This is a genomic window from Ruegeria sp. ABD4_443 (genome assembly GCF_056160865.1).
The window spans coordinates 51,708-77,310 of record NZ_JBSWYA010000008.1 but is presented as its reverse complement, the minus strand read 5'-3'; the positions used below and the strand labels follow the sequence as shown (position 1 = coordinate 77,310).

Sequence of the window (25,603 nt, the reverse complement as noted above, 5' to 3'; positions counted from 1 at the left end):
GGCGCAAACGTGCAAGGACCAGTGCAATGACGATGTGGGTATTCGGATATGGATCGCTGCTGTGGAACCCGGGGTTCCCTGTGGCCCGCAGCGTGCGTGCGACGCTGCACGGATATGCACGGTCGTTCTGCATGAGCTCGATTCACCATCGCGGCACCGAAGAAAAACCGGGCCTTGTTCTGGCGCTGGATGAACAAGCCAGGGCGGAATGCAAGGGTCTTGCGCTGGCGGTCCAAGCTGGGCACGAGGATCGGACGCTGGACGAGCTGCGTGAACGCGAACTGATCTCGTCGGCTTATGTCGAACGGATGCTGGATATCCGTCTGGAAACCGGCGGCGTGGTCAACGCGGTGACCTATGTGATTGACCCGCATCACGTGCAGTATTGCGGTGGCATGCCCCTGGAGGACCAGGCGGAAATCATCGCCGGCGCGGTTGGCGGCCGGGGTCCGAACACGGAATATCTGTATAATACCGCCGAACATCTGGCCGAGATCGGGCTGCGAGATCCTGATCTTGAGTGGCTGTCGGAAAGAGTGCGGACCCTTACCGCATAAACCCTTGGCGTCACCGGCGGAATTTCGCTAGATTCACCTCAGAGCAGACAATACCGGGAACAACGCGCATGGCGCAGGCACAGCACGGCGCGAGACCGCAATTCTCGCATCCGATCCGTCAGATTCTGATGATGCTGATCGCCATCGGCTTGTCGGGGCTGGGCGTGTTCATGGCCTTGCCATATGTCCTGCCCGTTTTCTTTGCCAACCCCTATCTGAACGGGTTTATCCTTTTGGTCTTCGTGATCGGCGTGGTTGCCTGTTTTTACCAGGTGACACAGCTGATCGGGTCAGTCCGCTGGATCGAGGCTTTTGTCGGCGGTGTCGTGCGCGAAGACGCCCGAACGCCGCAATTGCTGGCTCCGCTGGCCTCTTTGCTGCGTGAGCGGGGCGCCCGGTCGCAGATCAGCTCAAGCTCGACCCGGTCGATCCTGGATTCCGTCGCCGAACGGGTCGAGGAAGAGCGTGAGATCACCCGCTATATCACCAACGTCCTGATTTACCTTGGCCTTTTGGGTACTTTCTTTGGGCTGGCCACGACCGTGCCCGCAATCGTCGACACCATCCGCAGCCTGAACCCGCAGGAGGGTGAAGAAGGCCTTGCCGTGTTCAACCGGCTTATGACGGGGCTTGAGGCGCAGTTGCAGGGCATGGGCGTTGCCTTTGGGTCCTCGCTTTTGGGCCTGGCCGGGTCATTGATCGTGGGGCTTTTGGAACTTTTTGCCGGTCATGGACAGAACCGCTTTTACCGGGAACTGGAAGAGTGGCTGTCATCCATTACCCGCGTCGGGTTCGCCTCGGGTGAAGAAGGCGGCGCCGAGCTTGCCGTTCTGACGCCGGTTCTGGATGCCATGTCCGAACAGATGGACGCCTTGCAGGACCTGTTTTCCGCGCAGGTCGAAGACCGCGCCGAGGTGACGACCAAGCTGGGTCTGTTGGTCGATGTCATCAGCGACATGAACCAACGGCAATCCGAAAGCGAGGATGTGACAGCGGCGCTGGAACGGGTGGCCCTTGGGCAGGACGCGCTGTTGGATCACATGCGCGAGCAGGGCACAGGCGAGGGGATCGACGCAGAAAGCCGGATGCGCCTGCGGTCGATGGACGTGCAATTGCTGAGGATACTCGAAGAGATTTCCGCCGGGCGGCAGGACAGCATGAACGAGTTGCGCAAGGATTTCGAACTGTTGGTCAAGGCGCTGACCCTGCCTCGGGGTGCCGTGCGCACCACGCCGGAAGGAGACTGACGGATGGCGCTGTCCCGTCGAACCGGTCAACGTTTCCAGGGTTCGGTCTGGCCCGGATTCGTCGACGCGATGACGGGTCTTTTGATGGTGCTGACCTTTGTGCTGACCATTTTCATGGTCGTGCAATTCGTGCTGCGGGAAACGATTTCGGGTCAAGAGGATGAGTTGAGCGCGCTGTCCGACGAGGTGGCGGCACTTGCCGGTGCGCTTGGGCTGGAAGAGCGCGAAAACAGCCGGTTGCAGGCGCGGCTGGGTGCGCTGAACACGACGCTTACCCGGGCCGAAGAGGATTTGACCCAGGCGCAGGCCCTGATCGCGTCGTTGACGACCGAACGTGACCAGCAGGCCGAGGCGCTGAATGCCGCGCAGACACGGATCACGGATTTCGAAGCGCAGGTCGCGGCCTTGCTGGCAGAACAGGACCGGGCGCTGGGCGATATCGCCGCGTTGCAGGACCAGCGCGCAGAGTTGCTGACACAGCAAGAGGCATTGAACCTGGCGCTGGCTCAAAGCCGCGCCGAGATGGATGCACAGGTCGAAGCGGCGCGATTGGCCGCAGCGCGCCGGGACGCTCTGGAAGCGCTGGTTGCCGATCTGGAGCAGAACGACGCGGCACAATCGGCTCAGATCGCCGATCTTGAACAGCAACTGAGCGATGAAGAGGCCGCAAAGCTTGCCGAAGCCGCCGCCGCGGAAAACCTGCGCAACAGGTTGCAAAACGCGGATGCCGAGTTGACGGCCATGACCCTTGCGCTTGAGGCCCAGCGCAAAGAGGCCGAAGAGACCCTGACCTTGCTGGCCGCAGCCCAGGCCGCCAAGGCGGAACTGGAACGCCAGTTTGGCGCGTTGAACAACGACGAGCTTCAGGCGCAATTGCAAGCCGCCCTTGATGCCCGGACGCAGGCCCTCTCCGAGGCGGAAACCCAGAAATCGCTGGCAGATGAACGTCAGGCCCTGCTGGCCGTGGCGCGCGATGCGATTGCGGCGGAAAAGGCGATTTCGGCCAAGGCCCAAAGACAGACGGCGCTGTTGAATCAGCAAATATCTGCGCTTCGGGGCCAGTTGGGGTCGTTGCAGGCGTTGCTGGACGACTACAAGGATCGGAACGCCGCCGCCGAGGTTCAGATCCAGACACTTGGGCAGGACCTGAATGCGGCTTTGGCCCGCGCGGCGTCCGAGGAACGGCGCCGGCGCCTGTTGGAAGAAGCCGAACGTATTCGCCTTGAGGCCGAAGCCGAAGCGCTGGCGGGCCGCAATCAGGAACTGACCGCCCAGGCTGAAGACCTGGCGCGCTATCGGTCCGAGTTTTTTGGCCGTCTGCGCGATGTTCTGGGCAATCAGGAAGGCGTCCGGATCGAAGGCGACCGGTTTGTCTTTTCTTCCGAGGTTCTGTTTGACACGGGCTCTGCGGTATTGTCGCCCGAAGGACGGCAAGAGATTGCCAAAGTCGCCGAGATATTGCGCGGCGTTGCCGCCGAAATCCCCAGCGGCCTGAACTGGGTGATCCGTGTCGATGGCCATACTGATGATGTGCCATTGGCCGGAACAGGACGCTATCGCGACAATTGGGAACTCAGCCAGGGCAGGGCGCTGTCGGTGGTGCGTTACATGGTGGATGCGCTCGGCATTCCGCCGAACCGGCTGGCGGCCAATGGGTTCGGTGAGTTCCAGCCTGTCAACCCGGCAAACACGCCGCAAGCGCGCGCGCAAAACCGGCGGATCGAGCTGAAACTCACCGAAAGATAAAACGGGAACTCGTTACCAAACAGCGGTATCGGTCAGGCACCGGGCATGGGCAATGTCACCCGGGCCCGGGCAGACCGAAAGCTGCGATCTGGTATCCCCGCAAACACGGCGGGTTGATCGGTTTGCAACCGGTCAGAAAGCAGGCCTATGTACTGATTGGATATTCGGTCAAAATCGTAAAAGCCCCGTTACACCGGCCCAAGTATCTTTGTGAGAGGGCTGGTGATATTGGGCCGAGGCCAACGCGGCGACAGCCGTGGCGGCGAAAGCGACGCTCCAGACGATTGCGATGTGCTGTTTCATATCAATTGGCCCTGTTTCGCTTCTGTTCCCAACAGAAACGGCGCACCGGCAGATTTCCGTCGCGACGCGGGGTGCGGTCACCGCCCGGGCAAAAGAAAACCGCCCGGCACAGGGTACCGGGCGGCGTGCACAAGTCTATGACCGGGATCAGTCGGCCGTCAGCAGTGGCGGCTTGTCACCAGGAATGCGGGGCTGATCCGGTCCAAGGATTTCAAGATCAAGCTCGTCCTTCTTGACGGACACACGGACCACGCCACCCTTGGCAAGCTTGCCGAACAGCAATTCTTCGGCCAGCGGTTTCTTGATGTGTTCCTGGATCACACGGCCCAGCGGGCGCGCGCCCATCTTGTCGTCATAGCCCTTGTCAGCCAGCCATTCCGCCGCTTTGGGGGTCAGATCGATGGTCACGCCACGATCCAGCAATTGCGCTTCGAGTTGCAGCACGAATTTCTCAACCACCCGCAGGATGACTTGCTTGGGCAATGGTGCGAACGAGATGACCGCATCCAGCCTGTTGCGGAACTCTGGCGTGAACGTCCGTTCGATTGCGGCTGTGTCCTCGCCCTCGCGCCGGTCGCGGGCGAACCCGATCGCGGCTTTGGCCTGTTCCTGGGCGCCGGCGTTCGAGGTCATGATCAGCACCACGTTGCGGAAATTGACCGTGCGGCCATTGTGGTCGGTCAGTTCCCCGTGATCCATCACCTGCAACAGGATGTTGAACACGTCCGGATGCGCCTTTTCGATCTCGTCCAAAAGCAGCACACAATGCGGATGCTGGTCGACGCCATCGGTCAGAAGACCACCCTGATCAAACCCGACATAGCCCGGAGGCGCGCCGATCAGGCGGCTGACCGCGTGCTTTTCCATGTACTCCGACATATCAAAGCGCAGCAGTTCGACCCCAAGCGTGTCGGCCAATTGCTTGGCCACTTCGGTCTTGCCGACGCCGGTCGGACCCGCGAACAGGTAGTTGCCGATGGGCTTTTCAGGTTCGCGCAGGCCGGCCCGGGCCAGCTTGATGGCGCTGGACAGGGCTTCGATGGCTTCGTTCTGGCCGAACACCACCCGTTTGAGCGAGGTTTCAAGGTCCTTGAGAACCTCGGCATCATCCTTGGTGACGTTCTTGGGCGGGATGCGCGCGATCTTGGCCACGACGGCCTCGATCTCTTTGACCCCGATGGTCTTGCGCCGCTTGCTTTCGGCAACCAGATGCTGAGCCGCGCCCGCTTCGTCAATCACGTCGATTGCCTTGTCCGGCAGCTTGCGGTCGTTGATGTAACGGGCCGACAACTCGACCGCGGTCTTGATCGCGTCGGCGGTATATTTGATCTCGTGGTGTTCTTCGAAATAGGGCTTGAGGCCCCGCAGGATCTTTACGCTGTCTTCGACCGAAGGTTCGTTCACGTCGATCTTCTGGAACCGGCGGCTCAGCGCGCGGTCCTTTTCGAAATGCTGGCGGAACTCTTTGTAGGTGGTCGAGCCCATGGTGCGCAGTTTGCCGCCCTGCAGCGCAGGTTTCAGCAGGTTCGAGGCATCCATGGCACCGCCCGAGGTGGCACCCGCGCCGATGACCGTGTGGATTTCGTCGATGAACAGAACCGCATCGGGATGCTCTTCAAGTTCGGTTACGACGGCTTTCAGGCGTTCCTCAAAATCACCGCGATACCGGGTACCTGCCAGCAACGCGCCCATGTCGAGCGAGTAGATCGTGGTGTTGGACAGAACGTCAGGCGCCTCTCCGGCAACGATCTTGTGGGCCAGCCCTTCGGCGATGGCGGTTTTGCCGACCCCGGGATCACCCACCAGCAGGGGGTTGTTCTTGCGGCGGCGGCACAGAACCTGAATGCAGCGTTCGACTTCGGACGCGCGGCCGATCAGCGGGTCGACATCGCCTGCGCGCGATTTGGTGTTCAGATCGACACAGTATTTCCCAAGCGCGCTTTCCTTTTGTTCCGAATCCGTCGTGGCCTGCTGAGTCTCGTCCTCGACCTGGTCCGCGCCCGTGACGGGGCGGTTCTCGCCGAATGCAGGGTCCTTGGCCACACCATGCGCGATAAAGTTCACCGCGTCATAGCGTGTCATATCCTGTTCCTGCAGGAAGTAGGCGGCGTTGCTTTCACGTTCGGCAAAGATGGCAACCAGAACATTGGCCCCGGTCACCTCGGTACGGCCCGAGCTTTGGACGTGAATGGCGGCCCGCTGAATGACCCGCTGGAAAGCGGCGGTCGGCACCGCCTCGGAGCCGTCAATATCCGTCACCAGGTTTGACAGGTCTTCGTCGATAAATTCGACAAGCGTACTGCGCAGGTCGTCCAAGTCGACGCCGCAGGCTTGCATGACGCGTATCGCGTCGGGTTCTTCCAAAAGCGCCAGCAGCAGATGCTCCAGCGTTGCGAATTCGTGACGCCGTTCGTTCGCCGCCGCAAGGGCCGCGTGGATGGCTTGTTCCAATGTGCTCGAGAATGAAGGCACGCGGGTGCTCCTCTGTATTGGGCCGGAAGGGGGCGGGCCGCAGGCCGGATCCCCATCCCAACCATGTCCTCATACTATTAGAGTTTGGTTGATCGTGGCCCGGCTTCAAGGGTTTTCTTGCTCTTGACAGTCACATTTGTTGTGAGCGTGGCCGTGAAAAGCAGCCAGAGCCGGTCAAAAGCGGTCTTTTCGGGCACGGATTTCGGCAAAAACCGCGGCCGGGTCGGCGCCCTTCATCCCAAGACGGGCCTGAATCACCGGGTCGGCTGCGCGCAGAAACGGGTTCGTGGCCTTTTCAAGGGCCAAAGCCGAAGGAACGGTTGGCTCTCCTGCCGCGCGGGCGCGGTCGATATCGGCGGCACGTTTTTGCAGGGCCACATTGTCCGGATCGATGGTCAGGGCGAATTTTGCATTAGACTGGGTATATTCATGCCCCGAACACACGATGGTGTCATCCGGCAAGGCCGCCAGCTTGCTCAGCGAGGCCCACATCTGTGCGGGCTCGCCTTCGAACAACCGCCCGCATCCCAGCGCCATCAGGCTGTCGGCGGTGAATACGACCCCCGATTGCGGCATGTAGAAAGCGACATGGTCTATGGTGTGGCCGGATACGTCCAGAACCTCGACCGGTTCGCCGCCGATATCGAACCTGTCGCCTTCGACCACGGCTTGATCCAGTTTTGGCAGCCGGTGCGCATCGGCTTTGGCGCCGATCACCCGGGCGGGCTGTTTTGCAAGCACGGCGGCAAGGCCATCCACATGATCCCAATGGTGGTGGGTCAGCAGAACGTGGCTGAGCGTCCATCCGCGCGCATCCAGTTCGGCCAGAATCGGCGGCCCGTCGGGGGCGTCGATCAGCGCTGTCTCGCCGCTGGCCGGGTCATGGGCGAGAAAGGCATAGTTGTCGCTGAGGCAGGGAATGGTAACGATCTCAAGAGGCATGGCCTTTTGCCCTTTCATTGCTAGACTGCGTTCAGCTAAGCCGATTGACCAGGTGTCCGCAATGCATCTTGATGTGCAGGATCTGAGGAATTTCTACTATCGCAGCACATTGGGGCGTGCGGCGCAGGCGGCCATTCGCGGCCGCGTGGTGGACCTGTGGCCCGAGGCCAAGGGGCAGTCGGTCGCGGGGTTCGGTTTTGCGGTGCCGTTGCTGCGACCCTATCTTGCAGATGCGCGGCGGGTGATCGGGCTGATGCCGGGGCCGCAGGGCGTGATGCCATGGCCTGCCGGGATGCCGAACGTGTCAGTCCTGACCGAGGAAACCCAATGGCCCATTGAAACCGGACATGTGGACAAGCTGGTGGTGATGCACGGGCTGGAAACCTCGGAACGGCCCAGCCAGTTGCTGGACGAATGCTGGCGTGTGCTGGGGCCGGGCGGGCGGGCCCTTTTCGTCGTTCCCAACCGCGCAGGCCTGTGGTCGCGTTCTGACAGAACGCCATTTGGGTATGGGCGTCCCTATTCGGCAACCCAGCTGGAAAATCAGCTGCGGGCGCATCACTTCAATCCGGAAAACCACTGCTCGGCATTGTACCTGCCGCCGTCCTTTCGCCGGTTCTGGCTCAAGTCGGGCAGCCTGATCGAAAAGACCGGGCAACGGATTCCCACGGTCATGGCAGGGGGCGTGCTGATGGTCGAGGCCAGCAAGCTTATTCGTCCGCCCAGCGGAAACGTGACGAAAGATGCCGTAAAACGTCCGATCAAGGCGTTGGACGGGCTGCTCAAGCCGGCGTGATCTTGTGGCCGGTTCCCAGCCAATCGGGGCGCGGAATCTGAGGAAAAAATGCCACAGGAATCGCGAAAAGCTGCACTTTGGTAACATTTTTCAACCTGACGAACCGGTCCAAAGGGTCGCACTTTGCCTAAGTGTATGAAATCACTCATTTTGTGGATAAAGCTGTTACCGCTATATTATATTGCGAGGTTGGATAGGCTCTGCTACATCCCCGGTGATTTTGATCCCCGCCCTAAATGGACGGGGTTTCTTCACGCCCCCGGGTTGGCTTTTACAGCGCGATATCGGGGCCTAAAGTATCGGAAGGGTGGACGTGTCCGAACCAGCTTCGATTTCCACGGGCATAGCTGAACGCTATGCCACCGCGATCTTCGAGATTGCGAAAGAGAACAATGATCTTGCAGGTCTGGAATCCGGCATCAACGATCTGGCAGCAGCATTGGGCGACAGCGCCGAATTGCGCGACCTGATATCTTCTCCGTTGATTTCGCGTGCCGAGCAGGAAACAGCCATTACCGCGATTGCCGACAAGATGGGCCTGAATGCCATCCTGCGCAATACGCTGGGCCTGATGGCGCAAAAGCGTCGCCTGTTCGTTGTGCCGCAACTGGTACAGGTTCTGCGCGACATGCTGGCGGAAGAGCGCGGCGAAGTGACCGCCGATGTGGCCTCGGCCAAGGCGCTGACCAAGACCCAGCTGGACAAGCTGTCCAAGACGCTGTCCGAGCGTGTGGGCAAGACCGTGACAATCAATGCGACCGTTGATGAAAGCCTCATCGGCGGTCTTGTCGTTAAAGTGGGCTCGAAGATGATCGACAGCTCGATCCGTTCGAAGCTCAACTCCCTACAGAATGCAATGAAAGAGGTCGGATAAATGGGAATCCAAGCTGCAGAGATTTCTGCAATCCTGAAGGACCAGATCAAGAATTTTGGTCAAGAAGCCGAAGTGGCCGAAATCGGCCGCGTGCTGAGCGTCGGTGACGGGATTGCCCGTGTATACGGTCTGGACAACGTGCAAGCGGGTGAAATGGTCGAATTCCCCGGCGGCATCATGGGCATGGCGCTGAACCTGGAAAGCGACAACGTTGGTGTCGTTATCTTCGGGTCCGACCGTGACATCAAAGAAGGTGACACGGTCAAGCGTACCAACTCGATCGTGGACGTTCCGATCGGCGACGAACTGCTGGGCCGCGTTGTTGACGGCCTGGGCAACCCGCTGGACGGCAAGGGTCCGATCAACTCTTCCAAGCGCGGCGTTGCAGACGTCAAGGCGCCGGGCATCATCCCGCGTAAATCGGTGCACGAGCCGATGGCAACCGGCCTGAAATCGGTCGACGCGATGATCCCGATCGGCCGTGGCCAGCGGGAACTGATCATTGGGGACCGTCAGACCGGTAAAACGGCCGTTGCTCTGGACACCATCCTGAACCAGAAAGTGTACAACGAGGCCGCAGGCGACGACGAGTCGAAGAAACTGTACTGTGTCTACGTTGCGGTTGGTCAAAAGCGTTCGACCGTTGCGCAGCTGGTGAAGAAACTGGAAGAGTCCGGCGCTATCGAATATTCGATCGTTGTGGCCGCGACCGCGTCCGACCCGGCCCCGATGCAGTTCCTGGCACCTTACGCCGCGACCGCGATGGCCGAATACTTCCGTGACAATGGCCGCCACGCGCTGATCATCTATGATGACTTGTCGAAACAGGCCGTTTCGTATCGTCAGATGTCGCTGCTGCTGCGCCGCCCGCCGGGGCGTGAAGCGTATCCGGGCGACGTTTTCTATCTCCACTCGCGCCTGCTGGAGCGTTCGGCAAAGCTGAACGAAGACTTCGGTGCCGGATCGCTGACCGCTCTTCCGGTTATCGAAACCCAGGGTGGTGACGTTTCGGCGTTTATTCCGACCAACGTGATCTCGATCACCGACGGTCAGATCTTCCTGGAAACCGAACTGTTCTATCAGGGTATCCGTCCTGCTGTGAACACCGGTCTGTCGGTTTCGCGTGTGGGCTCTTCGGCTCAGACCGATGCGATGAAATCGGTTGCTGGTCCGGTTAAGCTGGAACTGGCTCAGTACCGCGAAATGGCAGCCTTTGCGCAGTTTGGTTCCGACCTTGATGCCGCGACCCAGCAGCTGCTGAACCGTGGTGCGCGTCTGACCGAGCTGATGAAACAGCCGCAATATTCGCCGCTGACCAATGCTGAAATCGTCTGCGTTATCTTCGCAGGCACCAACGGTTACCTCGACAAGATCGACGTATCGGATGTTGGCCGCTATGAAGCCGGTCTGCTGGCGCACCTGCGCGGTAAGCATGCTGACCTGCTGAAGTGGATCACCGACGAAGATCCGAAGATCAAAGGTGAGGCCGCCGACAAACTCAAGGCAGCGATCGACGAATACGCCGCGACCTTCGCTTGATAGGGGGTTCCGATGCCTAGTCTGAAGGACCTTAAAAACAGGATCGAGTCGGTCAAATCGACCCGCAAGATCACCAAGGCCATGCAGATGGTCGCGGCTGCAAAACTGCGCCGCGCCCAGGAATCTGCCGAAGCCGGTCGCCCCTATGCCGAACGGTTCAATGCCGTGATGGCGGGGCTGGCGGCCTCGGTCGGGGGCAGCGACAGCGCCCCCAAGCTGCTCCGTGGTACGGGCAGTGATGATGTCCATCTGCTGGTTGTGATGACAGCTGAACGCGGCCTGTGTGGCGGCTTCAACGCGAACATCGCCAAGCTTGCCCGCGCCAAAGCGGAAGAGCTGCGCGGCAAAGGCAAAACGGTCAAGGTTCTGACCGTTGGCAAAAAAGGCCGCGACGCGCTCAAGCGTGATCTGGGCGATCTGTTCGTCGGGCATGTTGATCTGAGCGACGTCAAGCGTATCGGGTATACCAATGCGCAAGACATCGCGAAGGACATCCTGTCTCGTTTCGACGGGGGAGAGTTCGATGTTGCCACGATCTTCTACGCGAAGTTCGTCAACGTTGTGACCCAGATCCCGACGGCACAGCAGGTCATTCCCGCCTCGTTCGACGACGAAGCGGCAGGTGACGACAGCGGTGCCATTTTCGACTATGAGCCCAGCGAAGAGGCCATCTTGGCCGACCTGCTGCCCAAAGGGGTTGCAACCGCGATCTTCTCGGCTCTGCTCGAAAACGGAGCGTCCGAACAGGGTGCACGGATGTCCGCGATGGACAACGCGACACGCAACGCGGGTGAGATGATCGACAAGCTGACGATCCAGTTCAACCGCTCGCGTCAGGCCGTGATCACCAACGAGCTGATTGAAATTATTTCCGGCGCCGAAGCGCTGTAGAGACATACCGGAGACGAAACATGGCGAATGCAAAAGGCAAAGTCACACAGATCATCGGGGCCGTCGTTGACGTGCAGTTCGATGATCAGCTGCCTGAAATTCTGAACGCGCTGGAAACAACCAACAACGGCAAGCGCCTGGTGTTGGAAGTTGCTCAGCACCTGGGTGAAAACACCGTCCGTACTATCGCGATGGACGCGACCGAAGGTCTGGTTCGTGGCGAAGCCGTGACAGACACCGGCGCACCGATCTCGGTTCCGGTTGGCAACGCCACCCTGGGCCGTATCCTGAACGTGGTCGGCGAGCCGATCGACGAAAAAGGCCCGGTTGAAGCGACCGAAGCCCGCGCGATCCACCAGCCCGCACCGACCTTTGACGAACAGTCGACCGAGTCGGAAGTTCTGGTGACCGGCATCAAGGTTGTTGACCTGCTGGCCCCCTACGCCAAAGGCGGTAAGATCGGCCTGTTCGGCGGCGCCGGCGTTGGTAAAACCGTTCTGATCATGGAACTGATCAACAACATCGCAAAAGTGCACTCGGGCTTTTCCGTGTTCGCGGGCGTTGGTGAACGGACCCGTGAAGGGAACGACCTGTACCACGAGATGATCGAATCGAACGTGATCAAGCCGGACAACCTGGCGGATTCGCAGGTTGCCCTGGTTTACGGTCAGATGAACGAACCTCCGGGTGCGCGTGCGCGTGTTGCTCTGACCGGTCTGACCCTGGCCGAGCAGTTCCGCGACCAGTCCGGTACCGACGTTCTGTTCTTTGTCGACAACATCTTCCGCTTTACGCAGGCGGGTTCCGAGGTTTCGGCTCTGCTGGGTCGTATTCCTTCGGCTGTGGGCTACCAGCCGACACTGGCCACCGATATGGGTGCCCTGCAGGAACGCATCACCTCGACCAAGTCGGGCTCGATCACCTCGGTGCAGGCGATCTATGTTCCTGCGGATGACCTTACCGACCCTGCGCCGGCAACCTCGTTCGCGCACTTGGACGCGACCACCGTTCTTAACCGTGCGATCTCGGAAAAGGGTATCTACCCCGCCGTGGACCCGCTCGACTCGACCTCTCGTCTGCTTGACCCGGCCATCGTCGGTGAAGAGCACTACAAGGTTGCGACCGACGTTCAGCAGATCCTCCAGCGCTACAAGTCGCTGCAGGACATCATCGCCATCCTTGGCATGGACGAACTGTCCGAAGAGGACAAACTGACCGTGGCCCGTGCCCGTAAGATCGAACGCTTCCTGTCGCAGCCGTTCGACGTGGCCGAGGTTTTCACCGGCTCGCCCGGCGTTCAGGTTCCTTTGGATGTCACCATCGCGTCGTTCAAGGCCGTTGTGGCTGGCGAATACGATCACCTGCCCGAAGCGGCCTTCCTGATGGTTGGCGGCATCGAAGAAGTGATCGCCAAAGCCGAGAAGATGGCAGCAGAAGCCGCCTAAGGAGTATCCCTGATGGCAAACACGATGCAATTCGACCTCGTCAGCCCTGAGCGGAGCCTTGCTTCGCTTGAGGTTACCGCGGTCCAGATTCCCGGCGCGGACGGGGACATGACGGCAATGCCCGATCATGCCCCCACCATCACCACGCTGCGCCCCGGTCTGCTCAAGGTCGAGGCACCCGAAGGGTCCAGCGAATACCTGGTCACCGGCGGGTTTGCCCAGATCAATGGCGACAGCCTGTCGGTTCTGGCCGAAAAGGCCATTTCTGTTGCAGAAGTGACCCGGTCGCATCTGGACGAGATGATCGCCGAGGCCCGCGCGTCATATGACGCGGCCAAGGACGGAGATGATCAGACAATCGTCGACGAAGCCGCCAAGCTGTTGGCAGACATGGAAGCTTTGGGAACGCATATGAGCCTGTAAAGGCCCATAGGTTCTGGATTTTCGAAACGGCCCTGCAATCGCGGGGCCGTTTTTTGTCGTGCTTTTGCCAAATTGCGAATGTAAGCTGCGGGAATTCAAGAATAATGATGAAACGATGAAGAAATTTCAAACGCATCCGATCGGCATCGACCAGGGCGAAGAAGTCCTGTTTTCCGAGTTTGCCGAGGGCGGCGAAATGTGGACCGGCGAAGGGGCCCGTGAACGTCGGGCGGCGATCCGTTTCAGCGAGCCGTTTCGCAGCCCGCCCGTGGTTCAGATCGGCGTGTCCCTGTGGGATGTCGACACGTCATCAGCCTTGCGCGCCGAGGTTCAGGCAGAGGACATCACCCCCGAGGGGTTCAATGCTGTTTTCCGGACCTGGTCCGATACGCGCATCGCGCGCATTCGCGTGACTTGGACAGCGTTTGGCGAAGTCCCGCATGTCGATGACTGGGAGGTTGACTGAACAGAGGCACAGGCCGGGCCAGAGGTCCGGCCCGGTCGTTTGGCACCTGCGGGCAGGTCAGTCCATGTTGTACAGTGATTCGTAGATCGGGGTCAGGGTCTTGTCCTCGAACAGGGATGAAACGCTTGTGCCGTTCCAGATATTCAGGATTGCCTGGGTAAAGATCGGCGCGGTCGGAACGATGCGGATATTCGCGGCCTTGGTGACCTCTGGGGTGGGCTGGATCGTATCCGTCAGAACAAGCGATTTCATGACCGAATTGGTCACGCGCTCCACCGCCGGGCCGCTCATGACGCCATGCGTGATGTATGAATGGACCTCTTTCGCGCCATTGTCCAACAGCACCTGGGCGGCCTTGCACAGCGTTCCGGCCGTATCGCACATATCGTCCACGATCAGGCAGATCTTGTCTTTCACGTCACCGATTACGGTCATCTCGGCCACTTCGCCGGCCTTTTCGCGGCGTTTGTCCACGATCGACAGCGGCGCTTCGATGCGCTTGGCCAATTCGCGTGCGCGGGCAACGCCGCCGACGTCGGGCGACACGACCATGATCTCGTCCATCTGATCCTTGAACTGGGTTTTCACGTCCAGCGCAAAGATCGGCGAGGCATACAGGTTGTCCACGGGCATATCGAAAAAGCCCTGAATCTGGGCTGCGTGCAGGTCCATGGTCAAAATCCGCTCGATCCCGGCGCCGGTCAGCATGTTGGCAACCAGCTTGGCACTGATCGGCGTCCGCGCCTTGGTGCGGCGGTCCTGGCGCGCATATCCGAAATAGGGGATCACGGCGGTGATCCGTTGCGCCGATGACCGGCGCAGCGCGTCCGCGATGATCAGCAATTCCATCAGGTTGTCATTCGCCGGGTTCGAGGTCGGCTGAATGATGAACATGTCCTCGCCGCGGACATTCTCGAACACTTCGACAAAAATCTCGCCGTCATTGAACCGTTCAACGCGGGCATCGACCAGACCCTGGTCGACACCGCGGTGCAGGCTCATGCGTCGTGCGATGGTTTTGGCAAGCGGAAGATTGGCGTTCCCAGCGATAAGCTTGGGTTCGTGAAGTGTCGGCATCGGCTGAAGGTCCCCGGGCAGCAATGGCAATGTGACAGATTCGTGATGTTGACACCGCTTAGCATGGCCTTACCGTTCCGCAAAGATTACCCAGCGGAGAAAGTGAACATGGCCGATATTGACTACTTTTTTGCGACACTCTCGCCATACTCTTACCTGGCAGGTAACCGTCTGGAAGAGATCGCCGCAAAACATGGCGCCACGATCAACTATAAGCCGCTGGACATCATTGCCCTGTTCGGGCGCACCGGGGGAACACCGCCCAAGGACCGCCATACCTCGCGGTTGGAATATCGCGCGCAGGAACTGCAACGCATGGCCCGGAACCTGGGCATGCCTTTCAACATCCAGCCCGCCCATTGGCCGACAAATATGGCACCGTCCTCATACGCGGTGATCGCCGCGGCCAAGGACGGGTCAGGCGATATCGGACAGCTGTGCCAGTCGTTTCTGCGCGCCTGCTGGGCCGAGGAAAAGGACATCGCGCAGGACGAGGTGATCCGGGCTTGTCTGGAAAGTGCCGGGTTTGATCCCGCCTTGGCCGATAGCGGCCTGCTGCTGGGTGCCGAAACCTATGCGGCCAACCTGGAAGAAGCCGTTGAACGCGGTGTCTTTGGCGCGCCGTTCTATATCACGTCGGATGACCAAAGGTTCTGGGGCCAGGACCGGTTGAATGACCTGGACCGCCACTTGGGCGAAATGGCGTCGTGACAGGCGGTATGCAACCGGCCCAGGCGGCCCATGTCAGAACCCTGGGCACAGGGCCGCGTGACGTTCTGGCCCTGCATTGCACGATCGCCCATTCCGGGGCCTGGTCGGGTCTGGCCAAGGTTCTGGACGGTCAGGCCCGTTTTACGGCGCCGGATATGCTGTCGCATGGCCGCAGCCCGGATTGGGACGGGCAGGGCGACTTCTTTGACCGGATCACGGAACTGGCGCTGGGCCAGCTGCCTGAACCCATGGATGTGATCGGACATTCCTTTGGCGCCATGGTCGCGCTGCGGCTGGCGATAGAGCATCCCGAACTGGTCAAATCGGCGGTTTTGGTCGAACCGGTGTTTTTTGCCGTGGCACAACAGGATGCACCTGCGCTGGTCGACCTGCACAACAGGGATGCCGAACCCTATCTGGATGCCTTTGCCGCCGGGGATAGGGAAACCGCAGCGCGTTTGTTCAATCGGATGTGGGGTACGGATGACAGCCCTCGCTGGCCGGATCTGCCGGACCGGACGCGGGCTGCGATGATCCGCGGCATCCATGTGGTCGATGCCGTCGAAGGCGCGATATTCCGGGACAGCAAGGGGCTGCTGCACCCCGGAGTTCTGGATCGTGCCGCGATGCCGATCCTGTTGCTGCGGGGGGGAAAGACGCACCCGATCATGCCCGCCGTGATTGACGGGTTGACCCGACGCCTGCCATTCGCATCCAGTGCAACAATTTCAGGGGCGGGGCACATGCTGCCCATTTCGCACCCGCAGGCGACCGCGGCACATCTGCGTTCGTTCTGGGCACAACACGCGGCGGTGCCGCCCCTGGCGGTAAAGTAACCCGATGGGTCGCGATGCCGTGACAGCAGGGCGGCCCGAGACCCTGAAGCGTTGATCAGAGCAATGCCAGAAACCGGTCAATCTGCTCGGCCTCGATGGACCAGTCGCAGACCAATCGGCAGGGCAGCATTTCATCCGGGTCGTCCCCCTCCAACTCGGCGCCCCACAAGTGATAGACGGCCCCGGCGTCGTGCAGGCGTTTGTGCAGGCTTCGGGGGAAGCTGGCAAAGACGATATTGGCGTCAGGCGCGTGCAAGAACTCGGCCCCCGCCGCCCGGAGGCCTTGAACAAGGCGGGCGCAGTTTGCATTTGCCTGACGGGCAGACCGCAACCAAAGGTCGTCCGTCAGATATGCCGCCATCTGGGCGGACAGATAACGGTGCTTGGAAAAAAGATGCGCCCCGCGCTTGCGCCGCAGCTCAAATTCCCACGCCTTGGATTCGTCAAAGAAAATAACGGCTTCGACGCCCATCAACCCGTTCTTGGTGCCGCCAAAGCTTACCACGTCGACACCGGCTTTCCAGGTCATCTCGGCCGGTGTGCAATCCAGCGCGACCAGCGCATTGGTAAACCGCGCCCCATCCAGATGCACCGGCAGGCCAAATTCCTTTGCGACGTCGCACAATGCCTGCAATTCCGCCAGCGAATAGACGGTTCCCCGTTCGGTCACCTGGGTGATCGAAACCGGCCCACGCTGTGGCCCGTGCACGCCGCGCGTTTCTTCGCCCTGAATCGACCGGCGCAGCGCATCGGCGCTCATCTTGTCGCCGCCGGGTACCAGGGTCAGCTTGGCGCCGCTGTAAAACTCGGGCGCATTACACTCGTCTTCGTGGATATGGGACATTGCCGAGCAAAAGACCGTTTCCCACGGGTTCGAAAGGGTCGCCAGGGCCAGCGCATTTGCCGCCGTCCCGGTCGCAACCAGATAGACAGCCGCGCCCGGCGCTTCGAAGATCGCCCTGATCCGGTCTCGGACCTGGTTCATCAGGGCGTCAGCACCATAGGCCATCGCGTAACCCTGATTGGCCTCGGCCAGAGCTGCCAGGACCTCGGGATGAACGGGGCCGGAATTGTCAGAGGCAAAATGCATCAGGTGGGCTCCTCGATGATATGGTCTTCCCACTCTTCTTGTGGCGTTTCGAACTCGGATACGGTGCGATGCCGCACCGATACACCCGCCGCATGAACACTGTCAGCTGTGCCAGACAGCAGTGGGTGCCAGTCAAACAGCGGTTTTCCTTCCCACAGCAGGCGATAGGCACAGGTTTGCGGCAGCCAATAGGCGTGGGTGTCAATATTGTCGGGCTTCATGACAATACATTCCGGCACGAACTGATGCCGGATGTCGTATTGTGTGCAGCGGCAGGTTTCATCATCCAGCAAGCGGCAGGCGACGCAGGTCAGGGCGACCTCGCCCGTGTCTTCGTCTTCCAGCTTGTTCAGACAGCATTTCCCGCACCCGTCGCACAGGGCTTCCCATTCCTGCGGGTTCATCTTGCGCAGGGGTTTGCGCTCCCAGAATTTCGGGGACAGACCCCGGCGGTCAATCGGGTCCGAGCTCATCGCGCGGCCAGAATTTTTCGCGCACGGTCGCAATCCGCGTGCATCTGGTCGATCAGCCCGTCCAGCCCGTCAAAGGTCATCTCGGGGCGCAGGTATTCCACCAGCCCGACAGACAGCGTGGCACCGTAAAGATCGCCCGAAAAATCGAACAGGAAGGTTTCGATATTGGGGACCTCGCCCTTGAACATGGGCCGCGTTCCAACCGAGGCCGCGCCGAGAAAGCTGCCCTGATGGGGGCCATCCAGCACGTCGACAAGAACGGCATACACGCCGAATTTCGGCTGATGCAGGCCTTCGATTGAAAGGTTGGCCGTTGGGAACCCAAGTTCCCGCCCGCGCTGCTCGCCGCCGATAACCTTGCCTTCGATGCGATGCCAATGCCCCAGCATCGCCGCCGCGTCCCGCGGGCGACCTTCGCTCAGCGCGGTGCGGATGGCGGTTGACGAAACAACGTTTTCCGACCGCTCCATCAAATTGGCCACGGTGACGCCAAACCCCATGTCCTGGCCAAACCGGACCATGTCGCGGGCCGAACCACTGCGGCCCTTGCCGAAACAGAAATCGGCGCCGACCACCACATGCGACAAGCCAAGCCCGTCACAGATCACCAGGCGGGCAAACTCTTCCGGCGATAATCCGGCCAGGGCTGCGTTGAACGGCAGTTCATACAGCTTTTGAACACCCAGTTTCTCCAGCCGGTGCGCCCGTGCATTGCCACGCATCAGACGAAAGGGCGGGGCGTCGGGCGCAAAATACTCGCGCGGATGGGGTTCAAAGGTCAGAATACCCAGCGGAGCATCCGGCTGGGCGCTGCGGGCCAAGTCAATGACGGATTGATGGCCAATGTGAACGCCATCGAAATTGCCGATGGCGGCACTTGCGCCCCGGTCCTGGGGCTCGACGAACTGGAAATCCCGAATGATCTGCATTGTGGTTGCCTAGCGGGACTGCCGGGCAGGTTCAAGCCGCAGTTGGAACAAGGGGCAGATCGCCGGGCCGTGCCCGGCCATCAGGTCGGCGCGCGTCAGTCGAACTTGCGGCTGGGTGCCAGGACCATGGCCTCGCCCACCAGGACTTTCTTGCCATCGACCGAACAATGACAATCCAGCTTTACCCGGCGCTTGGCGAAATCGATGTCGATCACCTTGACCTCGGCATAGACCTGGTCCCCCGGACGCACTGGCGCAAGAAACTTGAGCGACTGGCCCATATATACGGTCCCGTGTCCGGGCAGTTGCTCGCCGATTACGGCCGAGATCAGGCCAGCGGTCAGCATGCCATGGGCTATGCGCCCCTCGAATATCGTATCGCGGGCATAATCATCATCCAGGTGCACCGGGTTCCGGTCTGTGGATACCTGGGCGAACATCTCGATATCTTCATCGGTTACCACCTTTCGCAGGTGGCGGCTCATGCCCATCTCGATGTCTTCAATACAGATTGTACCGCGCGGAAGATTGTCCAACATGTCGCCCTCACTTGAAATTCGCCAAGCAACAAAAAGTCACCAATGACGTCAGGTTGGCAACTTTATTACTTCGCAAGCGCAGAAAATCAAGTTATTTTTGACTACCTCAGGCGACCGATCGAATAGGTCGGATTCACTTTTTCCTTTGCAATGTAGTGCATTAGCGAGTCGTGGTCCGGCTGGTGCGACGTTTTGGTCTCGGCAGCAGCGAGCCCGCCGGTGATGAACAGGGAATCAAGACCCTCGCCCATGCCGCCTGCGATGTCGGTATGGGGCCCGTCGCCGATGACAAGGATTTCAGAGTCCGGGATGTCCTTTCCCAGCGATTGCAACCTGCGACGTGCCAGGTCATAGATCGGTGGGTGTGGTTTGCCGAAATAAAGGCTCTCGCCACCCATTTCGGTGTACAGCCGCGCCAGCGCACCGGCGCACCACTCGCGCACTTCGCCGCGATCCACAACGATGTCAGGATTTGCGCAAAGCAGTTTCATGCCTTTTTGCTTAGCAAAGAGAAAATCGGCCCGATTCACCGAAGGATCGGCCATCGGGTCAAGCGGGCCGCAGCAAACGATCCCGTCGGCATCTTTCAGGGCGACCCGTTCAATGTCTACCGGGTTCTCCAGCAGTTTCAGCGGCTCGAAGAAGCCCTCATCCCGCGCCCAGTCGCCCATGAAGTAGACCTTGTTTCCCACTGCCCCGCGAAACATGGCCGAACGCGCGGAATCGCCACTTGAGGCGATCGTGTCATAGGCGTCGTCCGGCACATTGAACTCGGAAAGCTGCTCGGCCACGCCGGCACGGGGTTTGGGTGAGTTGGTGACCAATACAACGATACCACCCCGTTGCCGGTAGGATTGCAACGCGGCGACAGCCTCGGGAAACGCTGTTATCCCGTTGTGAACACATCCCCACAGATCGACAAACAAGGCCTTGTAGCGGTCGGATATCTCTGCAAGCGAATTCGCGATCTGTGTCATTGGACTACTTTCGGTTTGGTCGGACTTGCTATCGCTATGGCAGAGCCGGTCCGGTTTTGCCAGAGGGGGCTCTGCCCCCGCCGCCCTGCGGGCGACTCCCCCGGGATATTTGCGGCCAGATGAAGCTGCGGATCCTTCATTCATCTGGCCATAAATATCCCGGAGCGCGAGGCAGAGCCTCGCAAAGAAAAGGCGCCCTTGGGGGCGCCTTTGAACGGCTATGTCGACGACATCAGACTTTGAGGTTCGGAATGATCTGCTTTTTGCGGCTCATGATTCCGGGCAGGACGACGGTATCGCCCTCGACGGTCGCGCCAAAGCTTTTTTCGGCGACGGCTTTGACCAGATCGTTCGGCACCAGCAGCGTGGCTTCTTCGTTCAGAATGTCGACGACGAACAGCAGAACCTGGTCGACGCCATCCTCTTGCGCGACGTCGCTCATCGATGTGGCAAGGGATGCCTTGCGGTCCAGCACGACGCCAGGTGCGGTGGTTTCCAGAACCGACACGCGGAACTTGGTGCCGTCTACCGCATATTCCTTGCTGTCCATGCGGATGAGTTCGGCATCGGAAAAGGACGAAACGTCAGATTTTGCCGCGAACATATCGGCTGCGTAAGCGGAAATATCGAGGTCAAGGTCGGCGGCCAGTTTTTCGGCTACTTCGCGGTCATGCGGCGTTGTGGTGGGGGACCGGAACTCCAGCGTGTCCGAAAGAATGCAAGTCAGGGCCGTTCCTTTTGCCCAATCGGGCATTTTGGCGGCGTCGTCGCCCATCAGGTCAACCATGATGGTTGCGGTGCAGGCCAGCGGGCGGACGGTGATGTCGATCGGCCCCTTGGTTTCCAGGCCTCCGACCAGCTTGTGGTGGTCGATGATCGCGCGGATATCGGCGCCATTGATGCTGGCGGGCAGTTCAGCGGGGTTATTGGTGTCGACAATGACAACCGGCGCGTCTTCGGCCACGTCGTCGATGATGCGCGGCTTGGGCAGGTCCCACCGTTTGAGCAGAAAGGCGGCCTCGGTGTTGGGTTCGCCCAGCAAAACGGCTTCGGCCTTTTCGCCCTGAACTTCGTTCAGGTACCAGGCCCACAGGATGGGCGAGCCGGTCGAGTCGGTGTCGGGGGATTTATGGCCAAAAACTTGAATTGTCATGTCAGCGTCCTGAGGATTGGGAATTTGCGCGCCTTATAGGGCGGCCAACCGGACTTGTCACGCGGGTCCGGCCACTCTGCGACGGTTGGTCTGAATTTTGCCGCGCCAGATCAGAACGCGGCGCGGGTCAGCTCGAAACCGGCGGCTTGCAGTTGGTTCAACAGCCCAAACGTCCCTGCTAGGTGGCCCGCGCCGACTGCAATTACGGCCCTGTCGGCGCGAATGGCAAGAATGTGTTTCATCCATGCGTCGTTGCGGGCGATCAGCAGGTGCTGTTCGAAGCTTTCCCATTCGGCATCAAAAACTTCCCCAGGCAGGTCCGAGGCGTCCTGCCCCTGCAACCGCGCAAGTCGCAGAATTTGACCGTGCTGTTCCTCGAAATACATGTTGGCCATTGTCGCCAGTTGATCTTCGCTGCCGTCAAGCGCATCGGCCATCCGGACAAGCGACTGGACTTGGTCTTCGATTGGGTGGCTGTCGAAAATGGCTATCACCTCATCGATACTTTCCAATGAGTATTGTGGAATTTCCTTTTCCTTTGCCAGGTCGGAAAGCCGGGCATCCATTCCGAAATCGGCATTTGGGTCTTGGATCATGCAAGGTGGAATGCCCAGCATCATACTCAGAAACCAGGGCCGCATCTTGGCGGCCATCCATCCTGGAACTCCGCGCTCGGTCAGCCGGGTCGACAATGCGTTCCAATCCTCTGCCGGCATCAGGTCAATCAGAGTTGGGCCAGATGTGATCAATATCGGGCTGAGGTCGCTGGCAAGACCCTGCTCGAATGCCGCCATCTCGTCTTGGGTGACCTCGAAATAGAATGCGTCGGCCTTGCCGATGACTGGTGTCAGCCGGGTGACCACTGCATCCATGCGCGCATCATTGGCGTGAAATGTCCCGATCAGGTGCAAGACCTTTCCGTCTTTTGAGGCGACCCAGTGGTTGCCCTGCGGATAGGGAAGCTCGCTCAGCGCCTGTTGCAGGTCCGCTTGCATCCCGGCGGACAGGTCAGGCCGCAGGTCACGCCCGTCGCAGGCCGCATGCACGGCGGCGGGAAAGATCAGGAAAAAGAACAGTATGAAACGCATTCGGTCAATCCGGCCAGTTGAAAACATCTGGGGGGACTTTGCCTTTGCCGTGGCACAGGTTCAAGTCGGATGCGTGGCGCGCATCCCGGCGGGTGGCATTCCGGTGCAAATCGCTTAGCATGGGAACATGGACCGCGAGCAGGATCTCTATCCCCCGATCAAGGCGTTGCTGGAACGTCAGGGTTATTCTGTAAAGGGCGAGGTCGGCGCCGCCGATATCGTTGCCGTACGGGATGGGTCAGATCCGGTGATTGTCGAATTGAAGCTGCGCTTTTCACTGGCGCTGTTCCATCAGGCGGTTACGCGCCTGAAGGTGACGGACCTGGTCTATGTCGGGGTGTGCAAGCCCAAGGGGCGGACCGCCCGGCGCGCGTTGAAGGATAACCTTGCCCTGTGCCGGCGGTTGGGCCTGGGGTTGATCACGGTGCGCGCGGATGGGGCGGTCGAGGTCCACTGTGACCCCGGGCCGTATTCGCCGCGCAAAAGCAAGGCCAAGGCCGCCCGGCTGCTGCGCGAGTTTGAGCGGTTGGAGGGTGATCCCAATGCGGGCGGTGCGACGCGGCACGGAATTGTCACCGCCTATCGGCAGGACGCCTTGAAATGCGCGGCACATCTGGCTGTGCAGGGGGCCAGCAAGGGGGCGGATGTCGCCAAGGCCACCGGGGTCGCCGAGGCAACGCGGCTGATGCGTACCAATCACTATGGGTGGTTCGACAAGGTTGAGACCGGCACCTATGCCCTGACCCCCGAGGGGCAGGAGGGTCTGAAACACTGGGCCTACAGCTGGGAAGAAACCGGCTGAACCTGCGTTTGAAATTTTCCGCCAGTGCTTGTTGACTCGTGGCTTTCGACCGCCTAGCTATACGCCGTTATCACTCATATGACTTGAGTGCTAACGCCTCGCCGCAGGCGGGGAAAGGATAGATAAACTTTGAGCCCAAGGAGCTGCAAAGATGGCATTGAAACCGCTTCATGACCGTGTGCTGGTTCGTCGCGTGGAAAGCGAAGAGAAAACCGCAGGCGGCCTGATCATTCCTGACAGCGCAAAAGAAAAGCCCAGCGAAGGCGAAGTCGTCGCAACCGGCGAAGGCGCGCGCAAGGACAGCGGCGAGCTGATCGCAATGGCGGTCAAGGCTGGCGACAAGATCCTGTTCGGCAAATGGTCGGGCACCGAGGTTCAGGTCGACGGCGAAGAGCTGCTGATGATGAAAGAAAGCGACATTATGGGGATCATCGAGTAAGCGCGCAGCGCTTCACTCTGATCTTCATTCACAACTTATTTCTCAAGGAGAGACGACATGTCTGCAAAGGACGTCAAGTTTGACACCGATGCCCGTAACCGCATGCTGGCCGGTGTGAACATCCTGGCCGATGCTGTGAAAGTGACCCTGGGCCCCAAAGGCCGCAACGTGGTTCTGGACAAATCCTTTGGCGCACCGCGCATCACCAAAGACGGTGTTTCGGTTGCCAAGGAAATCGAACTGGAAGACAAGTTCGAAAACATGGGCGCGCAGATGGTGAAAGAAGTCGCCAGCCGCACCAATGACGAAGCCGGTGACGGCACCACCACCGCAACCGTTCTGGCACAAGCCATCGTTCGCGAAGGTCTGAAGCAGGTTGCAGCTGGTCTGAACCCGATGGACCTGAAGCGCGGCATCGACCTGGCAACTGCCAAGGTTGTCGAAGGCATCAAGAACGCGTCGCGTGAAGTCAAAGACTCGGCCGAAGTTGCCCAGGTCGGCACCATCTCGGCCAACGGCGAAGCCGAAATCGGTCAGCAGATCGCAGACGCGATGCAAAAGGTTGGCAACGAAGGCGTCATCACCGTCGAAGAAAACAAAGGTCTGGAAACCGAGACCGATGTTGTCGAAGGTATGCAGTTCGACCGTGGCTACCTGTCGCCTTACTTCGTCACCAACGCAGACAAGATGATTGCAGATCTGGATGACTGCATGATCCTGCTGCACGAAAAGAAACTGTCCTCGCTGCAGCCGATGGTTCCGCTGCTCGAGCAGGTGATCCAGTCGCAAAAGCCGCTGCTGATCATTGCGGAAGACGTTGAAGGCGAAGCGCTGGCAACTTTGGTTGTCAACAAACTGCGCGGCGGCCTGAAAATTGCTGCTGTGAAGGCACCGGGCTTCGGCGATCGCCGTAAAGCCATGCTGCAGGACATCGCGATCCTGACCGGTGGTCAGGTCATCAGCGAAGATCTGGGCATGAAGCTTGAGTCCGTCACCATGGACATGCTGGGCACCGCCAAGAAGATCGAGATCACCAAAGACGAAACCACCATCGTTGACGGTGCAGGCGAGAAAGCCGAGATCGAAGCACGTGTTGCCCAGATTCGCACTCAGATCGAAGAAACCTCGTCGGACTACGACCGTGAGAAACTGCAAGAGCGCGTTGCCAAACTGGCTGGCGGTGTTGCCGTTATCCGCGTCGGCGGCATGACCGAGGTTGAAGTGAAAGAGCGTAAGGACCGTGTGGACGATGCTCTGAACGCGACCCGCGCTGCCGTTCAGGAAGGCGTTGTCGTTGGCGGTGGTGTTGCACTGGTTCAGGCCGGTAAAGCACTGGAAACGCTGGAAGGCGCAAACGCTGACCAGAGCGCGGGCATCAACATCGTTCGCAAGGCAATCGAAGCGCCGCTGCGCCAGATCGCCGAGAACGCAGGTGTTGACGGTGCGGTTGTTGCGGGCAAGGTCCGTGAATCCGGCGATGTATCGTTCGGCTTCAACGCGCAGACCGAAGAATATGGCGACATGTTCTCGTTCGGCGTCATCGACCCGGCCAAAGTTGTCCGTACCGCTCTGGAAGATGCGGCATCGGTTGCTGGCCTGCTGGTCACCACCGAAGCAATGGTTGCCGACAAACCTTCGAAAGAAGGTGCAGCACCTGCCGGTGGCATGCCCGACATGGGCGGCATGGGCGGCATGATGTAAGCACGTCGAATTCGCCCTGGCGCGTTCGATGGCCTCAAGGCGGCGTGGCCAAACGGTCAAGCCGCCGGTTGAGGCGCCAAATACATG

At 60.0% G+C, this 25,603-nt stretch carries 25 protein-coding genes; 15 read left to right on the top strand and 10 right to left on the bottom strand.

Annotation, left to right across the window (positions count from 1 at the left end; translation table 11 throughout):
• Window positions 1-26 precede the first annotated feature (26 nt).
• The 3 genes from ACXAG8_RS15165 to ACXAG8_RS15155 all read left to right on the top strand — a co-directional run bounded on the left by ACXAG8_RS15165 (window position 27) and on the right by ACXAG8_RS15155 (window position 3,550).
• Window positions 27-557: a gamma-glutamylcyclotransferase gene (locus ACXAG8_RS15165; protein WP_475227859.1), complete on the top strand. Its 531-nt coding sequence runs from the start codon at window positions 27-29 to the stop codon at window positions 555-557.
• 68 nt (window positions 558-625) lie between these two features.
• Entirely contained in the window at window positions 626-1,804 is a 1,179-nt protein-coding gene (locus ACXAG8_RS15160) for a biopolymer transporter ExbB (RefSeq protein WP_475227852.1), read from the top strand.
• 3 nt (window positions 1,805-1,807) lie between these two features.
• Window positions 1,808-3,550 carry a peptidoglycan -binding protein gene (locus tag ACXAG8_RS15155; RefSeq protein ID WP_475227844.1) on the top strand — a complete coding sequence of 581 codons (1,743 nt, stop codon included), beginning with the start codon at window positions 1,808-1,810 and terminating at the stop codon, window positions 3,548-3,550.
• 450 nt (window positions 3,551-4,000) lie between these two features.
• Here ACXAG8_RS15155 and clpA read toward each other — a convergent pair whose 3' ends face one another.
• Window positions 4,001-6,325, bottom strand: a complete 2,325-nt coding sequence (gene clpA, locus ACXAG8_RS15150; RefSeq protein WP_475227839.1) for an ATP-dependent Clp protease ATP-binding subunit ClpA — start codon at window positions 6,323-6,325, stop codon at window positions 4,001-4,003.
• A 174-nt stretch (window positions 6,326-6,499) separates the two neighbouring features.
• Entirely contained in the window at window positions 6,500-7,285 is a 786-nt protein-coding gene (gene gloB / locus ACXAG8_RS15145; protein WP_475227832.1) for a hydroxyacylglutathione hydrolase, read from the bottom strand.
• Between the two features lie 43 nt (window positions 7,286-7,328).
• Here gloB and ACXAG8_RS15140 point away from each other — a divergent pair, with 43 nt between their 5' ends.
• The 7 genes from ACXAG8_RS15140 to ACXAG8_RS15110 all read left to right on the top strand — a co-directional run bounded on the left by ACXAG8_RS15140 (window position 7,329) and on the right by ACXAG8_RS15110 (window position 13,701).
• The gene (locus ACXAG8_RS15140; RefSeq protein ID WP_475227827.1) at window positions 7,329-8,063 is read left to right on the top strand and encodes a class I SAM-dependent methyltransferase; all 735 of its coding nucleotides are present in this window, start codon (window positions 7,329-7,331) and stop codon (window positions 8,061-8,063) included.
• 313 nt (window positions 8,064-8,376) lie between these two features.
• Entirely contained in the window at window positions 8,377-8,937 is a 561-nt protein-coding gene (locus ACXAG8_RS15135; RefSeq protein WP_475227823.1) for a F0F1 ATP synthase subunit delta, read from the top strand.
• On the top strand, window positions 8,938-10,476 hold the full coding sequence (atpA, locus tag ACXAG8_RS15130) for a F0F1 ATP synthase subunit alpha (protein WP_475227817.1): 1,539 nt from the start codon (window positions 8,938-8,940) through the stop codon (window positions 10,474-10,476). It abuts the gene before it with no gap.
• Window positions 10,477-10,488: 12 nt separating this feature from the next.
• Window positions 10,489-11,367 (top strand): F0F1 ATP synthase subunit gamma, encoded by an 879-nt coding sequence (locus tag ACXAG8_RS15125; RefSeq protein ID WP_475227810.1) that lies wholly within the window; start codon window positions 10,489-10,491, stop codon window positions 11,365-11,367.
• A 20-nt stretch (window positions 11,368-11,387) separates the two neighbouring features.
• A complete protein-coding gene (gene atpD / locus ACXAG8_RS15120) occupies window positions 11,388-12,812 on the top strand; it encodes a F0F1 ATP synthase subunit beta (protein ID WP_475227803.1) in 1,425 nt (474 codons plus the stop codon).
• Between the two features lie 12 nt (window positions 12,813-12,824).
• Entirely contained in the window at window positions 12,825-13,235 is a 411-nt protein-coding gene (locus ACXAG8_RS15115) for a F0F1 ATP synthase subunit epsilon (RefSeq protein WP_475227796.1), read from the top strand.
• 115 nt (window positions 13,236-13,350) lie between these two features.
• The gene (locus ACXAG8_RS15110) at window positions 13,351-13,701 is read left to right on the top strand and encodes an H-type lectin domain-containing protein (protein WP_475227791.1); all 351 of its coding nucleotides are present in this window, start codon (window positions 13,351-13,353) and stop codon (window positions 13,699-13,701) included.
• A 57-nt stretch (window positions 13,702-13,758) separates the two neighbouring features.
• On the opposite strand, the gene ACXAG8_RS15105 is transcribed toward ACXAG8_RS15110, so the two are convergent.
• Entirely contained in the window at window positions 13,759-14,778 is a 1,020-nt protein-coding gene (locus tag ACXAG8_RS15105) for a ribose-phosphate pyrophosphokinase (RefSeq protein ID WP_475227784.1), read from the bottom strand.
• A gap of 108 nt (window positions 14,779-14,886) precedes the next feature.
• Between ACXAG8_RS15105 and ACXAG8_RS15100 the strand changes: the two genes are divergently transcribed.
• On the top strand, window positions 14,887-15,489 hold the full coding sequence (locus ACXAG8_RS15100; RefSeq protein WP_475227779.1) for a DsbA family protein: 603 nt from the start codon (window positions 14,887-14,889) through the stop codon (window positions 15,487-15,489).
• Between the two features lie 8 nt (window positions 15,490-15,497).
• Entirely contained in the window at window positions 15,498-16,325 is an 828-nt protein-coding gene (locus ACXAG8_RS15095; RefSeq protein WP_475227775.1) for an alpha/beta fold hydrolase, read from the top strand.
• 55 nt (window positions 16,326-16,380) lie between these two features.
• On the opposite strand, the gene ACXAG8_RS15090 is transcribed toward ACXAG8_RS15095, so the two are convergent.
• The 7 genes from ACXAG8_RS15090 to ACXAG8_RS15060 form a co-directional block, all read right to left on the bottom strand.
• Window positions 16,381-17,415 carry a threonine aldolase family protein gene (locus ACXAG8_RS15090; protein WP_475227768.1) on the bottom strand — a complete coding sequence of 345 codons (1,035 nt, stop codon included), beginning with the start codon at window positions 17,413-17,415 and terminating at the stop codon, window positions 16,381-16,383.
• Window positions 17,415-17,888 (bottom strand): YcgN family cysteine cluster protein, encoded by a 474-nt coding sequence (locus ACXAG8_RS15085; protein WP_475227763.1) that lies wholly within the window; start codon window positions 17,886-17,888, stop codon window positions 17,415-17,417. Before ACXAG8_RS15085 ends, ACXAG8_RS15090 begins: the two co-directional genes overlap by 1 nt.
• Complete coding sequence (locus ACXAG8_RS15080) at window positions 17,885-18,817, bottom strand: bifunctional riboflavin kinase/FAD synthetase (RefSeq protein ID WP_475227760.1); 933 nt, start codon at window positions 18,815-18,817, stop codon at window positions 17,885-17,887. The genes ACXAG8_RS15085 and ACXAG8_RS15080 overlap by 4 nt, the downstream gene beginning before the upstream one ends.
• Window positions 18,818-18,912: 95 nt before the next feature.
• Entirely contained in the window at window positions 18,913-19,356 is a 444-nt protein-coding gene (locus ACXAG8_RS15075) for a MaoC family dehydratase (RefSeq protein WP_475227754.1), read from the bottom strand.
• Between the two features lie 101 nt (window positions 19,357-19,457).
• Window positions 19,458-20,333, bottom strand: a complete 876-nt coding sequence (locus ACXAG8_RS15070) for a TIGR01459 family HAD-type hydrolase (protein WP_475228218.1) — start codon at window positions 20,331-20,333, stop codon at window positions 19,458-19,460.
• A gap of 232 nt (window positions 20,334-20,565) precedes the next feature.
• Entirely contained in the window at window positions 20,566-21,486 is a 921-nt protein-coding gene (locus tag ACXAG8_RS15065; protein ID WP_475227747.1) for a manganese-dependent inorganic pyrophosphatase, read from the bottom strand.
• Window positions 21,487-21,596: 110 nt separating this feature from the next.
• Complete coding sequence (locus ACXAG8_RS15060; protein WP_475227740.1) at window positions 21,597-22,574, bottom strand: TraB/GumN family protein; 978 nt, start codon at window positions 22,572-22,574, stop codon at window positions 21,597-21,599.
• A 127-nt stretch (window positions 22,575-22,701) separates the two neighbouring features.
• Here ACXAG8_RS15060 and ACXAG8_RS15055 point away from each other — a divergent pair, with 127 nt between their 5' ends.
• The 3 genes from ACXAG8_RS15055 (at window position 22,702) to groL (ending at window position 25,516) form a co-directional block, all read left to right on the top strand.
• On the top strand, window positions 22,702-23,376 hold the full coding sequence (locus tag ACXAG8_RS15055) for a DUF2161 domain-containing phosphodiesterase (RefSeq protein ID WP_475227735.1): 675 nt from the start codon (window positions 22,702-22,704) through the stop codon (window positions 23,374-23,376).
• A gap of 151 nt (window positions 23,377-23,527) precedes the next feature.
• The gene (groES, locus tag ACXAG8_RS15050) at window positions 23,528-23,815 is read left to right on the top strand and encodes a co-chaperone GroES (protein ID WP_170423103.1); all 288 of its coding nucleotides are present in this window, start codon (window positions 23,528-23,530) and stop codon (window positions 23,813-23,815) included.
• 57 nt (window positions 23,816-23,872) lie between these two features.
• Entirely contained in the window at window positions 23,873-25,516 is a 1,644-nt protein-coding gene (groL, locus tag ACXAG8_RS15045; protein WP_475227731.1) for a chaperonin GroEL, read from the top strand.
• The last annotated feature ends 87 nt before the right edge of the window (window positions 25,517-25,603 follow it).

What these genes read in the sequence shown, in the direction of transcription:
- ACXAG8_RS15165 (WP_475227859.1), top strand. Translation starts at nt 27, where the DNA reads ATGACGATGTGGGTATTCGGATATGGATCGCTGCTGTGGAACCCGGGG.
- ACXAG8_RS15160 (WP_475227852.1), top strand. Translation starts at nt 626, where the DNA reads ATGGCGCAGGCACAGCACGGCGCGAGACCGCAATTCTCGCATCCGATC.
- ACXAG8_RS15155 (WP_475227844.1), top strand. Translation starts at nt 1,808, where the DNA reads ATGGCGCTGTCCCGTCGAACCGGTCAACGTTTCCAGGGTTCGGTCTGG.
- gloB (WP_475227832.1), bottom strand. Translation starts at nt 7,285, where the DNA reads ATGAAAGGGCAAAAGGCCATGCCTCTTGAGATCGTTACCATTCCCTGC.
- ACXAG8_RS15140 (WP_475227827.1), top strand. Translation starts at nt 7,329, where the DNA reads ATGCATCTTGATGTGCAGGATCTGAGGAATTTCTACTATCGCAGCACA.
- atpA (WP_475227817.1), top strand. Translation starts at nt 8,938, where the DNA reads ATGGGAATCCAAGCTGCAGAGATTTCTGCAATCCTGAAGGACCAGATC.
- ACXAG8_RS15125 (WP_475227810.1), top strand. Translation starts at nt 10,489, where the DNA reads ATGCCTAGTCTGAAGGACCTTAAAAACAGGATCGAGTCGGTCAAATCG.
- atpD (WP_475227803.1), top strand. Translation starts at nt 11,388, where the DNA reads ATGGCGAATGCAAAAGGCAAAGTCACACAGATCATCGGGGCCGTCGTT.
- ACXAG8_RS15115 (WP_475227796.1), top strand. Translation starts at nt 12,825, where the DNA reads ATGGCAAACACGATGCAATTCGACCTCGTCAGCCCTGAGCGGAGCCTT.
- ACXAG8_RS15110 (WP_475227791.1), top strand. Translation starts at nt 13,351, where the DNA reads ATGAAGAAATTTCAAACGCATCCGATCGGCATCGACCAGGGCGAAGAA.
- ACXAG8_RS15105 (WP_475227784.1), bottom strand. Translation starts at nt 14,778, where the DNA reads ATGCCGACACTTCACGAACCCAAGCTTATCGCTGGGAACGCCAATCTT.
- ACXAG8_RS15100 (WP_475227779.1), top strand. Translation starts at nt 14,887, where the DNA reads ATGGCCGATATTGACTACTTTTTTGCGACACTCTCGCCATACTCTTAC.
- ACXAG8_RS15095 (WP_475227775.1), top strand. Translation starts at nt 15,498, where the DNA reads ATGCAACCGGCCCAGGCGGCCCATGTCAGAACCCTGGGCACAGGGCCG.
- ACXAG8_RS15090 (WP_475227768.1), bottom strand. Translation starts at nt 17,415, where the DNA reads ATGCATTTTGCCTCTGACAATTCCGGCCCCGTTCATCCCGAGGTCCTG.
- ACXAG8_RS15085 (WP_475227763.1), bottom strand. Translation starts at nt 17,888, where the DNA reads ATGAGCTCGGACCCGATTGACCGCCGGGGTCTGTCCCCGAAATTCTGG.
- ACXAG8_RS15080 (WP_475227760.1), bottom strand. Translation starts at nt 18,817, where the DNA reads ATGCAGATCATTCGGGATTTCCAGTTCGTCGAGCCCCAGGACCGGGGC.
- ACXAG8_RS15075 (WP_475227754.1), bottom strand. Translation starts at nt 19,356, where the DNA reads ATGTTGGACAATCTTCCGCGCGGTACAATCTGTATTGAAGACATCGAG.
- ACXAG8_RS15070 (WP_475228218.1), bottom strand. Translation starts at nt 20,333, where the DNA reads ATGACACAGATCGCGAATTCGCTTGCAGAGATATCCGACCGCTACAAG.
- ACXAG8_RS15065 (WP_475227747.1), bottom strand. Translation starts at nt 21,486, where the DNA reads ATGACAATTCAAGTTTTTGGCCATAAATCCCCCGACACCGACTCGACC.
- ACXAG8_RS15060 (WP_475227740.1), bottom strand. Translation starts at nt 22,574, where the DNA reads ATGCGTTTCATACTGTTCTTTTTCCTGATCTTTCCCGCCGCCGTGCAT.
- ACXAG8_RS15055 (WP_475227735.1), top strand. Translation starts at nt 22,702, where the DNA reads ATGGACCGCGAGCAGGATCTCTATCCCCCGATCAAGGCGTTGCTGGAA.
- groES (WP_170423103.1), top strand. Translation starts at nt 23,528, where the DNA reads ATGGCATTGAAACCGCTTCATGACCGTGTGCTGGTTCGTCGCGTGGAA.
- groL (WP_475227731.1), top strand. Translation starts at nt 23,873, where the DNA reads ATGTCTGCAAAGGACGTCAAGTTTGACACCGATGCCCGTAACCGCATG.